14 protein-coding genes are annotated in these 10,417 nt (G+C 69.9%); 3 read left to right on the top strand and 11 right to left on the bottom strand.

The genetic code is table 11. The features are described 5' to 3' along the window. Positions 1–51: 51 nt before the first annotated feature. Genes HOW07_RS11560 through HOW07_RS11535 form a run of 6 tightly spaced genes read right to left on the bottom strand, consistent with a single transcriptional unit; the run spans position 52 to position 5,260 of the window. A complete protein-coding gene (locus tag HOW07_RS11560; RefSeq protein ID WP_137242420.1) occupies positions 52–918 on the bottom strand; it encodes a prenyltransferase in 867 nt (288 codons plus the stop codon). Beyond that, a complete protein-coding gene (locus HOW07_RS11555) occupies positions 915–1,295 on the bottom strand; it encodes a lycopene cyclase (protein WP_175117082.1) in 381 nt (126 codons plus the stop codon). Before HOW07_RS11555 ends, HOW07_RS11560 begins: the two co-directional genes overlap by 4 nt. After that, positions 1,292–1,645 (bottom strand): lycopene cyclase domain-containing protein, encoded by a 354-nt coding sequence (locus tag HOW07_RS11550; protein WP_175117080.1) that lies wholly within the window; start codon positions 1,643–1,645, stop codon positions 1,292–1,294. The genes HOW07_RS11555 and HOW07_RS11550 overlap by 4 nt, the downstream gene beginning before the upstream one ends. Next, entirely contained in the window at positions 1,645–3,225 is a 1,581-nt protein-coding gene (crtI, locus tag HOW07_RS11545; RefSeq protein ID WP_175117078.1) for a phytoene desaturase family protein, read from the bottom strand. Before crtI ends, HOW07_RS11550 begins: the two co-directional genes overlap by 1 nt. Then, the gene (locus HOW07_RS11540) at positions 3,222–4,190 is read right to left on the bottom strand and encodes a squalene/phytoene synthase family protein (RefSeq protein ID WP_175117076.1); all 969 of its coding nucleotides are present in this window, start codon (positions 4,188–4,190) and stop codon (positions 3,222–3,224) included. The genes crtI and HOW07_RS11540 overlap by 4 nt, the downstream gene beginning before the upstream one ends. Further along, on the bottom strand, positions 4,187–5,260 hold the full coding sequence (locus tag HOW07_RS11535) for a polyprenyl synthetase family protein (RefSeq protein WP_079001229.1): 1,074 nt from the start codon (positions 5,258–5,260) through the stop codon (positions 4,187–4,189). The genes HOW07_RS11540 and HOW07_RS11535 overlap by 4 nt, the downstream gene beginning before the upstream one ends. Positions 5,261–5,345: 85 nt before the next feature. On the opposite strand from HOW07_RS11535, the gene idi reads away from it, so the two are divergent. Next, positions 5,346–5,891 (top strand): isopentenyl-diphosphate Delta-isomerase, encoded by a 546-nt coding sequence (idi, locus tag HOW07_RS11530; protein ID WP_121291471.1) that lies wholly within the window; start codon positions 5,346–5,348, stop codon positions 5,889–5,891. Between the two features lie 59 nt (positions 5,892–5,950). Here idi and HOW07_RS11525 read toward each other — a convergent pair whose 3' ends face one another. After that, positions 5,951–6,388, bottom strand: coding sequence for a YdeI/OmpD-associated family protein (locus HOW07_RS11525; RefSeq protein WP_071261816.1), 438 nt, complete (start codon positions 6,386–6,388; stop codon positions 5,951–5,953). Then, the gene (locus HOW07_RS11520) at positions 6,385–7,335 is read right to left on the bottom strand and encodes an EamA family transporter (protein WP_175117074.1); all 951 of its coding nucleotides are present in this window, start codon (positions 7,333–7,335) and stop codon (positions 6,385–6,387) included. Before HOW07_RS11520 ends, HOW07_RS11525 begins: the two co-directional genes overlap by 4 nt. A gap of 45 nt (positions 7,336–7,380) precedes the next feature. Here HOW07_RS11520 and HOW07_RS11515 point away from each other — a divergent pair, with 45 nt between their 5' ends. Next, complete coding sequence (locus tag HOW07_RS11515; RefSeq protein ID WP_175117073.1) at positions 7,381–7,866, top strand: MarR family winged helix-turn-helix transcriptional regulator; 486 nt, start codon at positions 7,381–7,383, stop codon at positions 7,864–7,866. A 24-nt stretch (positions 7,867–7,890) separates the two neighbouring features. On the opposite strand, the gene HOW07_RS11510 is transcribed toward HOW07_RS11515, so the two are convergent. Beyond that, on the bottom strand, positions 7,891–8,418 hold the full coding sequence (locus HOW07_RS11510; RefSeq protein ID WP_064297128.1) for a hypothetical protein: 528 nt from the start codon (positions 8,416–8,418) through the stop codon (positions 7,891–7,893). A 63-nt stretch (positions 8,419–8,481) separates the two neighbouring features. Further along, positions 8,482–9,072 carry a dCTP deaminase gene (gene dcd, locus HOW07_RS11505; RefSeq protein ID WP_056009122.1) on the bottom strand — a complete coding sequence of 197 codons (591 nt, stop codon included), beginning with the start codon at positions 9,070–9,072 and terminating at the stop codon, positions 8,482–8,484. A 137-nt stretch (positions 9,073–9,209) separates the two neighbouring features. On the opposite strand from dcd, the gene HOW07_RS11500 reads away from it, so the two are divergent. Further along, positions 9,210–9,959 (top strand): type 1 glutamine amidotransferase, encoded by a 750-nt coding sequence (locus tag HOW07_RS11500; protein WP_071261812.1) that lies wholly within the window; start codon positions 9,210–9,212, stop codon positions 9,957–9,959. A 75-nt stretch (positions 9,960–10,034) separates the two neighbouring features. Here HOW07_RS11500 and HOW07_RS11495 read toward each other — a convergent pair whose 3' ends face one another. Further along, positions 10,035–10,199, bottom strand: a complete 165-nt coding sequence (locus HOW07_RS11495; RefSeq protein ID WP_162852292.1) for a hypothetical protein — start codon at positions 10,197–10,199, stop codon at positions 10,035–10,037. Between the last annotated feature and the right edge of the window lie 218 nt (positions 10,200–10,417).

Raw genomic sequence — 10,417 nt, 5'->3', positions numbered from 1 at the left:
CATCGCCTGCGGCACGCCCGGGGACTCCTGAGACAGGGTCGCGGGTTCCCGTCAGGACGTCAGGAACCAGTACCAGATGATGAGCATCGTGACGAGGAAGCCCGTCAGGAAGTTGAGGCGGAGGAACCGCTTCCAGCCCGCGTTGGCCCGCTCGGCGTCCTCCTCGCGGAGGTTCCAGAACGGCAGCACACTCGCGGCGTAGGGCAGCGCGAGCAGGCCCGCCAACGGGATGGGCCACGGCGTCACGAGCATCAGTGCTCCACCGGCCAGGTAGGCGACGAAGGCGAACCGGACGGTCGCCGCCGCACCGATGACCGTCGCGATCGAACCGATCCCGCCCTCCCGGTCGGCGATGATGTCCTGCACCGCACCGAAGGCGTGGCTGGCGATCCCCCAGAGGAAGTAGCCGACGAGCAGCGCCCAGAGCGCCGGCGTGAAGACCGCACCGGCGAGGACGAGGCCGTAGACCGCCGGGCTCACGAAGTGCGTGCTCGAGGTGAGCGAGTCGATGAACGGCCGCTCCTTGAACCGCAGGCCGGGCGCGCTGTACGCGATGAGCGCGAACACGCTGATCGCGAGGACGAGCCACGACAGCGGCGACCCGATGACGACGAGGTAGACGAGGAACGGGACGTTCGTCACGATCGCCGCGAAGATCGTCAACCGGTGCATCCGACGGTCCAGGACCGCGCCCTCGACGCCGCCCTTGCGCGGGTTCCGCAGGTCGGACTCGTAGTCGAAGACGTCGTTGATGCCGTACATCGCGAGGTTGTACGGGATGAGGAAGTACAGCGTCCCGAGCCAGAAGGTGAGGTCGAGCTCGCGCGTGGTCAGCAAATACGCCGCTGCGAACGGGTAGGCGGTGTTGATCCACGACAGCGGTCGGGAGGACAGCACGAGCTGGCCGAGTCGGTTCATGCCGGGTCCTCCTGGGACGGGGATGGGGAGACGGGAGCAGGGATTCGGCGCTCGAGGAGCACCCAGAGGGACGGGAGCAGGACGGCCGCGGCGATGGCGTAGGCGAAGTCCTCGAGGGGCGCGATGCCGACGAAGGCGCCGGAGATGAGTGCCGGGTCGTAGCCGACGAGCCCGATGCCGATCATGACGTTGTCGAACAGCGCGGTCATCAGCAGGAGGACGACGAGCCCACCGCCCACCGCGAGCAGCCAGGTGCCCGCCGTCAGGCCGGCGGACCGCGATCCGTTCGCACGGCGTCGATCGAGCCGTACGACCGCGAGCAGGGCGAAGACCGCCACGACGGCGAGGAACCATGCGTTGAGGGCCCAGTAGGTCATCGTCCGCTCACCTCGGCGGCGCCGGTCGTCCGGCGGGCCACCCGGCCGAGCGTGTGTCGCGCCGCACCGAACAGGTTCATCGTGAGGTAGCAGAGCAGCGTCAGGAAGAAGACCTCCTCGATCGGCAGCTCGGGCGCGACCTGGAGCCCGGTCATGAACGCGGTCTCACCACGGAAGAAGATGCCGGCACCGATGCCGAGCAGGTCCCACACGAGGAAGAACACGACGCCGATCGGCAGGATGATCGCGGCCCGCCGTCGATCGGCCCAGAAGAACAGCCGGAACCGCCGGTCGAGCATGATCATCCCGGTGATCGAGACGAGCAGCGCCAGCAGGTACAGCAGACCCATCAGCCGGTCGCCTCGGCGCGCGCGAGCAACGGCTCCGCCATTGGTCCGGTGGTGAGGTCGCCGCGCATGCGCTTCACGACGAGCTCCGCGCTGATGAGGCACATCGGCAGGCCGATGCCCGGGATGGTGGAGCCACCGGTGTAGAACAGGCCGTCGACCTTCTTGCTGACGTTGCCGCTCCGGAACATCGCGCTCTGCGAGAGGATGTGCGCCGGCCCGAGGGCGGTGCCCTTCCAGACGTTGAGGTCGGTCGCGAAGTCGGCTGGTCCGACGTCGCGACGCACCACGATGCGCTCGGCGAGGTCGGGGACGCCGGCCCACTCGGCGATCTGCGCGATGGCGGCGTCGCCGATCTCCGCGACCCGGGCGTCTCCCCCGCCACCGATGGACGGGTCGGCCGGGACCGGGACCAGGATGAACAGGTTCTCGTGGCCGTCGGGTGCGACGCCCGCATCGGTCGCGCTCGGACGGCAGACGTAGAGCGACGCGGGGTCGGGCACGCTCGTCTCCTCGCCGAAGATGCGGCCGAAGTTGTCGCGCCAGTCGGCCGTGAAGAACAGGCTGTGGTGCAGGAGCTCCGGGAGCTCCCCGCGGACGCCGAGCATCACGAGGACGGCTCCGGGACCGGCGGTGCGCTTCTCCCAGTACTCGGCCGGGTAGGTCTGGAGCTCGCGGGGCAGCAGCGTCGTCTCGGTGTGGTGCAGGTCGGCGGCGGACACGACCCGGTCGGCGCGGAGCAGCTGCCGACGACCGTCGGCGTCGAGGTAGTTGACGCCGTCGACCCTGGCGCGGCGGCCGGCGGGAATCGTGTTGATGCCGGTGACCTCGGCGCCCAGGATGATCTCCACACCCTCGGCGCGGGCGAGCTCGGCGATCGTGTCGATGATCCGCGAGAAGCCGCCCTGCGGGTAGAGCACGCCGTCCTCGAGGTCGAGGTAGCTCATGAGGTGGTACATGCTCGGCGCCTCGAAGGGCGAGGAGCCGAGGAACACGGCCGGGTAGCCGAGGATCTGCTGCAACCGGACGTCGGAGACGGTGCGCGCGGCCAGGGTGTCGAGGTCCTCCGTGAGGAGCTTCGCGAGCTTCGGCATCCGGGCGAGGACCTCACGGCTCGCGAGCGTCCGGTACGACTCGAACGTCGTGTACAGGAAGCTCCGGATGGCGATCTCGTACGTCTCCTTCGCGCTGCGGAGGTACTCGTCCATCTTCGCGCCGGCACCGGGCTCGACCGACTCGAACAGGGCGAGGTTGCCGGCCCGGTCGGCGGCGAGGTCGAGGTGCCCGTCGCGGCCCTCCGAGTAGACGCGGTAGGCCGGGTCGAGTCGCCCGAGGTCGAGCTGCTCGGCCGCGGAGGTGCCGAGGAGCCGGTAGAAGTGGTCGAAGACCTCCGGCATGAGGTACCAGCTCGGGCCGGTGTCGAAGGTGAAGCCGTCCTGCTCCCAGGTGCCGGCGCGGCCGCCGAGCACCTCGCGTCGTTCGAGCAGGGTGACCCGCTGGCCGTCGCGGGCGAGGAGGGCTGCGGTGGCGAGACCGCTGATGCCGCCGCCGATGACGACGGTGCGGTTGTGGGAGGGGGTCATGACTGCGAACTCTCGTCGATCGTCGGGATGGAGGCGGTGGTGCCGGTCGTGGCTGGTGTGCGACCGGCGAGCGCGCCGGCGGCGATGCGGAGCTTGACCGGGTCGGGCACCCGGACACGCGTGCGGACGAGGGCCGAGGCAGGCGTCGTCCGGATGCGTCGGGCGAGTTCCGAGAAGAGCTCCTGGGCGAGGGCGACCGCTCGACGGCTCGACTTCGGCAGTCGCCCCAGGACGGCTGCCGAACGGTCGAGATCGGCTTCGATGTCGTCGAGCAGGCTGTGCTTCTGCGCCTCGGTGAGCTCGTCGACGGCGACACCCGGGAAGTAGCTGCGGCCGAGCTCGTCGTGGTCGGCCGAGAGGTCGCGCAGGAAGTTGACCTTCTGGAAGGCGGCACCGAGACTCCTGGCGCCGACGACGAACGCGGCGCGCTGGGCGTCGTCGACGTCGTGGCCGCGCAGGAAGATCCGCAGGCACATGAGCCCGACGACCTCGGCGGAGCCGTACACGTAGTCGCGGAACGTCTCCGGGGTGTGGACGGTGCGCGAGAGGTCCGCACGCATGGACGCGAAGAACGGACGGGTGAGGTCGGTCTCGATGCCCGCGGACCGAGCCGAGATGGCGAAGGCGTGGACGACGAGGTTGCTGCTGTATCCCGTCTCCATCGCATCCTCGGTGTCCTGCTCGAGGGCGTCGAGCATGCGGAGGACCCGCTCGGGGCCGAGCCCGGCCGCCGCGGCCACGCCGTCGACGATCTCGTCGGCGATCCGCACGAGCGCGTACACGTTCTCGACGTCCTGGCGGATGTCGCCACCCAGCAGCCTGGCCGCCAGACCGAAGGACGTGGAGTACCGACGGATGACGATGCTGGCGGTCTCCTGCGCGACCCGGTCGTAGAGCTGTCGTGCGTCGCCGACCGCCGAGGCGTCGTCCGCGGGTCGCCCGGTCCCGTCCCCTGCTGCGGTCATCGCGACCGCTCGAGCACGGTGGCGACGATGGGGCGGAGCTCGTCGCGGAGCTGCGCCGGGATGCTCGGCGAGGCGAGCTGTTCCCAGGCGCGGTTGGCGTAGTCACCGGCCAGCAGGGTCGCGTGCTGGCGGGCGCCCGTCGTCGTGAGGACGTCGCGCAGGACGGCGGCACCCTCCTCGTCGAGGTCCGGGTCGCCGAAGAGGTGCTCGACGGCGTGCCACTCGGGCTGCTCCGCCGCGAACGCGACCATGACCGTCAGCTTGCCCTCGCGGAGGTCGCCGATCGTCGTCTTGCCGGTCGTCTTCGAGTCGCCGAAGACGCCGAGGACGTCGTCGATGATCTGGTAGGCGATGCCGATCTGCTGTCCGAAGGCCCCGAGCGCGTCGATCGTCGCCTCCGGAGCACCGGCCAGGACGCCACCCGACTGCAATGGCGCCTCGAACGAGTAGTAGGCGGTCTTCAGGCGCTCCATGCGGATGATGTCGTCGACCGTCGGGACGACGCCACCGACCGTGAAGTCGACGTCGGCGAGCTCACCGGCTGCCGAAGCGGAGATGGCGTCGTCGAGGATCTCGCGGAGGCGGGTGCGGACCGAGTCGGCGCTCCCGGCGCGGTCGATCAGACGGTAGGACGCGGACAGGGCGAGGTCGCCCGCGATGACGGCGACGGACATGCCGCGGTGCTCGGCGAGCGGCAGCGGGATGCCCGCGGTCTGCGCGATGTCGCGGTAGCTGCCGGAGACGTTGGGGCTGCCGCGCCGGACGAAGTCGCGGTCGATCACGTCGTCGTGGACGATCAGCGCGGTGTGCAGGAGTTCGTAGGCTGCGGCGACGTGGGCGGCCGCGACGATGTCCTCGCCACCCAGCGCCTCGTACGCCGTCATGACCATCCGGGGACGGAACCGCTTGCCGCCGGCCATGCTGCGCTCGATGGTCTCCCAGAGCCGCAGGTAGCCGGCGCCGCCGAACGACACCGCCTGCGTCTTCGCCAGTTCGAGGAAACGCTCGAGGGCATCCTCGACCTGATGCTGTTGTCGATAGGGCACGTCGACGACGTGGTGGGTCTCCATATCACGAGGCTACTTCACGGAGCGGTGAGATTAGTACGCTAGCTGTCCATTCGCGTTCGCCCCGATCGTCGGGGAGAATGGACGTATGTCGGTACCCGAAGAACTCGTCGTCCTGCTCGCCGAGGACGGCACCCGCATCGGCACCACGCCGAAGGCGACCGTCCACACGCTGGAGACGCCACTCCACCTCGCGTTCTCCTGTCACGTCATCGGGCCCGACGGACGCATCCTCGTGACCCGGCGCGCGCTCTCGAAGCTCACGTGGCCGGGCGTCTGGACGAACTCGTTCTGCGGACACCCCGGCCCGGACGAGGACAGCGTGGACGCCGTGCTGCGTCGGGCGAGTGCCGAACTGGGCCTGCCGATCTCCGCGCCGGAACTGGTGCTGCCCGACTTCCGGTATCGCGCCGTCGACGCCTCGGGCGTGGTCGAGTACGAGATCTGCCCGGTCTACGTCGCCTACACGGACGCGACGCCCGAGCCGAACCCCGACGAGGTCATGGAGTGGGCCTGGGCCGAGCCCGAATCGCTCTTGGCGTCCGTCGAGCAGGCGCCCTTCGCGTTCAGCCCGTGGCTGACGCTCCAGCTGCCGCTCGTCGTGCCGCTGCTCGCGGAGTCCACGGCCCGCTGAGGTGCCCGGATCTGCACGGATCGTCCCGGATCTCGAGCAGATTCGGCGACTGAGCGAGGTCAGGCGCCGCGGAGTGCGTCGACGGCCGCGGCGATCCGCTTGTCGCGCGTCGCATCCGTCTTCGCCAGCGCGACCGGCTCGGCCAGCGCGCGCTGGCGGCTGAACGACAGGGCTCCGTAGGCGGCGAGCGCCTGCTCGTCTCCCGCGAGTGCCGTCTCGAGCTCGGGCGGCAACGGGAACACGCGCGGTGCCTCGTCGAGCTCGAGGTCCACCTCGACCTCGTCCCCTCCCGCGACCCCGGCGGCGGCGCGGTTGGCGGCGCTCAGCGCGATCAGGTACCGGCCGCCCATCGGCGTGATGGTGCTGCGGTAGGTGGTCGCACCGACGGTGACGACGACGGGCACGCGCTTGCCTCGATCCAGGCCCTCGACGACGGCGTCGGGGACGAGGATGCCGGTGTTGTTGCCCTGGAGTTCGATGACGGTGCGGAATCTCATGCGCTCAGTATGGCTCGGGGCCGTCTCGCGGTGAAGACCAGGATGAGGGAGCCGGCGACGACCGCGATCCCGAGCACTTGTCCGAGGCTCAGTGCCTCGCCGAGGACCACGAGGCCTGCCAGCACGGCGACGACGGGACTCAGGAGACCGAGGAACGACACGGACGACACGGGGAGCGCGGCGATGCCACGGAACCACAGGGCGTACGCCAGGGCCGTGCCGATGAGGGAGAGGTAGGCGTACCCGCCGATCGCAGCTGCGTCCGGGGCGGCCGATGGGAGCCCCTCGACGACGAGCAGCACCGGCGCGAGCACGATGCCGCCGGCGACGAGCTGCCAGGCGGTCGATGCGAGGCCGGAGACCGGTGCGCCGCTGCCGGCGTTCGGGTCGAGGTCCGGGCTCGTGCGCCGGCGCGTGCCGATCCGGCGACCGACCTCCGGTCTCCCCCACCGCTTGCTCAGCACCGATCCGAGCGACATCGACGCAGCACCGGCGAGTGCGGCGACGACGCCGACCGCGTCGAGGCGGGCGTCGGCCTGCAGCACGATGAGCGCGACGCCGGCCACTCCGGCGAACCCCGCGACGACCCGGCGCACGGTCAACGTCTCCCCCACCAGCAGGCTCGCGAGCACGGCGACGAGCACCGGGCCGATCGCCCCCATGGTCGCGGCGACCCCGCCGGGCAGTCGGTAGGCGGCGAGGAAGAGGAACGCGAAGAAGGCACCGATGTTGAGCGTGCCGAGCACGAGCGATCGCCACCACCAGCCACCGACCGGGAGGGTTCGTGTGATCGCGAGGAGCAGGAGTCCGGCGGGCAACGCACGGAGCACTGCTGCCAGCAGCGGTCGTCCGGGCGGGAGCAGTTCGCTCGTGACGAGGTAGGTCGTCCCCCAGCTGATCGGGGCGATGGCGGTGACGGCGGCGATGCGGAGTTGATTGCTAAGCACTGAGTAATAATAGCTTAGCGCTGAGCAAATCGCTATGCTGGCCGGATGAGCACGCGCGTCGACGACATCCTGGGCCAGTGGCGGACCGAGCGACCCGATCTCGACGTCTCGCCCATGGCCGTCATCGGACGCCTGTCACGGGCCGCGACGGCGGTGGACACACGGCTGTCCACGACCTTCGCCGAGCACGGGCTCGACAGCGCGTCGTTCGACGTGCTCGCGACCCTCCTCCGCTCGGGCTCACCGCACGAACTCGCGCCGAAGGACCTCGCCCACTGGTCGATGGTGACGTCGAGCGCGATCGCCCAGCGCGTGAACAAGCTCGTCGAGCGCGGTCTCGTGACGCGCCGTCCGAGCGAGCAGGACGGGCGCGGCACGGTCGTCGCCCTCACCCCGGCCGGCAAGCGCCTCGTCGAAGTGGCCCTGCCCGATCACCTCGCCGCCGAGGAGCGCATCCTCGACGGCTTCTCCACGGCCGAGCGCGAGCAGCTGGCGTCGTTCCTGGAGCGCCTGGCGCGCACCGACACCTGAGTGTCGCGGTGGAGACGGAGCCACTCAGGCGATGCGGCGACCCTCGTTGTGCTCCTGCAGCCACCAGGTCGCGCCCTCGTCGTCGGACACCCAGCTCTCCCAGGTGTACGAGTCCTCGGTGATGCCGCTGAAGTTCCACCGGATGAGCTTGTCGTCGTTCCGCGTGCCGTCCTGGCGGATACCGTCGGAGCGGTGCGGCGTCGCGACGAGCTGGCAGAACTCGCCGCGCCGTGGCTCGACGTAGTTCACGCGCCAGGCGCCCATCAACCGGTCGTACACGCGGAGAGCCGTGCTGACCGTCTCCCAGCCAGACGGTTCGGCGTCGTTCGCGACGAGCTGGACGTCCTGCACGGCACGCCCCTCGAGGATGTACGACACGATCCAGCGGAAGTCGGACTCGACCCACTCGCCGCTCTCGTCGTCGAGGCGTTTCGAGTGGACGTCCCAGGACCCGACGAACTGGCCGAACCGGACCATGCGACGCGGGTAGAGCGGCGTCGGCCCGTCGGCGGTGATCGCGCGGGCGAAGTCGGGTCGCTCTGACGTGCTCATGGCGGGGCCTTTCTGCTGGTCCACCTGTTCGTCCGTCGTCGGGACGCCCGCCTCAATCCGACGTCAGCGTTGCGTCTCGCCGACGTCGGTCCGGTGGAAGTTCTGGAAGGAACGGGAGGCGGTGGGTCCACGCTGTCCCTGATACCTGGAACTGTACTCGCTCGACCCGTACGGGCGCTCGGCCGGTGACGTGAGCCGGAAGAAGCACATCTGACCGATCTTCATCCCCGGCCAGAGCTTGATCGGCAGCGTCGCGACGTTGCTGAGCTCGAGGGTGACATGGCCCGTGAAGCCCGGGTCGATGAAGCCGGCGGTCGAGTGCGTGAGGAGACCGAGACGACCGAGCGAACTCTTGCCCTCGAGGCGTGCGGCGACGTCGTCCGGGAGGGACACCCGCTCGTACGTGGACCCCAGGACGAACTCGCCGGGGTGCAGGATGAACGGCTCGTTCGGCAGCGTCTCGATGAGGCGCGTCAGCTCCGGCTGATCCTCCGCGGGATCGATGAAGGGGTACTTGTGGTTGTCGAAGAGGCGGAAGAAGCGATCGAGGCGCACGTCGATGGACGACGGCTGGATCATCTCCGGCGAGTAGGGGTCGAGCGCGATGCGGGAGGCGTCGAGTTCGGCTTTGATGTCACGGTCCGAGAGCAGCACGGTGACAGTGTATCGGCCGGGAGGCTGAAGCCTCGGGCCGGTGGCGGCGCCCGGATTCGCTACGATGCTCCCACGGTGACGACCTCCGCGACCCGGCGGAGACCGGTCGCGCCGCCCCAGCGACCTGGAGGCCTCCGATGACCAGACCGCACGTCCTCATCCTGCAGCACGTCCCCTGGGAGCGACCGGCGGTGCTCGGCGAGGTGCTGACGGCGTCGGGGATCGACTGGACGCTGGACACGGTCGTCGAGCGGCGTGAGCTGCCGCCGGCGCGCGAGATCACCGGATTCGACGGGCTCGTCCTCCTCGGTGGCCCGATGGGCGCGCTCGACGTGGAGGAGCACCCTGGTCTCGGGCTCGAAGCGCAGCTCGTGCGCGATGCGGCGGTACTCGGCATCCCGGTGTTCGGGATCTGCCTCGGGCACCAGCTCATCGCGACGGCCCTCGGCGCCACCCTCCACTCGGCGGCGGCGCATGAAGTGGGTGTCGGCGACGTCGAACTCCTGACCGAGAGCGAACTCGGCATGCGCGGAGAGCGGCTACCGGTGCTGCACTGGCATGGCGACGTCGTCGAGGCGCCGCATGGGGCGACGGTCCTCGCGTCGTCGCCGTCGACGCCGAACCAGGCGTTCCGGATCGAGGACCGGGTCTTCGCGACGCAGTTCCATCTCGAGGTCGACCCGCCGATGCTCGACCGATGGCTCGCGGAACCGCTCATGCTCCGCGACCTGCCGTTCATCGCCGGGACCGCGGAGGAGGCGGCCGACCGGCTGCGGTCCGAGGTCGCCGCCGTGGCGGGGCCGATGCGCGAAGCCGGCGAGCGGTTGTTCGGGGCCTTCGCCGACGCGGTGCTCCGACGGACGAGCGTCGATCCGTCATTGCGGTAGGGCTCGGATCCCGCCCGGACACAGCGAAGCGGCCGGCCCCGGAGGGACCGACCGCTTCGTGGACTCGAATTCGAGTTAGAGCGCCTTACGACCCGTGATCGTCCTGATCAGGAACGCGATGATCGCGATCGCGAGCAGCACGAGGCCGACCCACAGCAGGAAGTTGAGGGACTGGACGAACCCACCGGTGATGGCGAGAACGATGGCAACGACGATGACGATGATGAGCAGGATGTTCATGGTGAAGCTCCTTTCGCAGAACTCCGTCCACCGTATGGGGGCATGACCATTCCGTCGCGGGGGTTGACATCGTCCGAAGTCGTTCCGCTACGCGCGCGGAGCGCCCCCGCGTTGCACACCTCCGCGCTCCACCGTGTCGGTGTGTGCCAGCGCGGTGCGCTGACGCGAGCGCGGACCGCACGCGTGAGCGCGGGTCTCCGGAGGGTCGCGCTCACGCG

Origin of the sequence: Plantibacter sp. MCCC 1A11337 (genome assembly GCF_013349365.1) — a bacterium.
Classification (GTDB): Bacteria; Actinomycetota; Actinomycetes; order Actinomycetales; family Microbacteriaceae; genus Plantibacter; species Plantibacter flavus_A.
The sequence above is the reverse complement of the archived record's forward strand: the minus strand, read 5'-3'. Positions and strand labels throughout refer to the sequence as shown.

Coding starts and splice junctions, on each gene's coding strand:
- HOW07_RS11535 (WP_079001229.1), bottom strand. CDS start 5,260: ATGGAGACCCACCACGTCGTCGACGTGCCCTATCGACAACAGCATCAG.
- idi (WP_121291471.1), top strand. CDS start 5,346: ATGTCGGTACCCGAAGAACTCGTCGTCCTGCTCGCCGAGGACGGCACC.
- HOW07_RS11540 (WP_175117076.1), bottom strand. CDS start 4,190: ATGACCGCAGCAGGGGACGGGACCGGGCGACCCGCGGACGACGCCTCG.
- HOW07_RS11555 (WP_175117082.1), bottom strand. CDS start 1,295: ATGACCTACTGGGCCCTCAACGCATGGTTCCTCGCCGTCGTGGCGGTC.
- HOW07_RS11500 (WP_071261812.1), top strand. CDS start 9,210: ATGACCAGACCGCACGTCCTCATCCTGCAGCACGTCCCCTGGGAGCGA.
- HOW07_RS11495 (WP_162852292.1), bottom strand. CDS start 10,199: ATGAACATCCTGCTCATCATCGTCATCGTCGTTGCCATCGTTCTCGCC.
- HOW07_RS11550 (WP_175117080.1), bottom strand. CDS start 1,645: ATGGGTCTGCTGTACCTGCTGGCGCTGCTCGTCTCGATCACCGGGATG.
- HOW07_RS11560 (WP_137242420.1), bottom strand. CDS start 918: ATGAACCGACTCGGCCAGCTCGTGCTGTCCTCCCGACCGCTGTCGTGG.
- HOW07_RS11515 (WP_175117073.1), top strand. CDS start 7,381: ATGAGCACGCGCGTCGACGACATCCTGGGCCAGTGGCGGACCGAGCGA.
- HOW07_RS11510 (WP_064297128.1), bottom strand. CDS start 8,418: ATGAGCACGTCAGAGCGACCCGACTTCGCCCGCGCGATCACCGCCGAC.
- crtI (WP_175117078.1), bottom strand. CDS start 3,225: ATGACCCCCTCCCACAACCGCACCGTCGTCATCGGCGGCGGCATCAGC.
- HOW07_RS11525 (WP_071261816.1), bottom strand. CDS start 6,388: ATGAGATTCCGCACCGTCATCGAACTCCAGGGCAACAACACCGGCATC.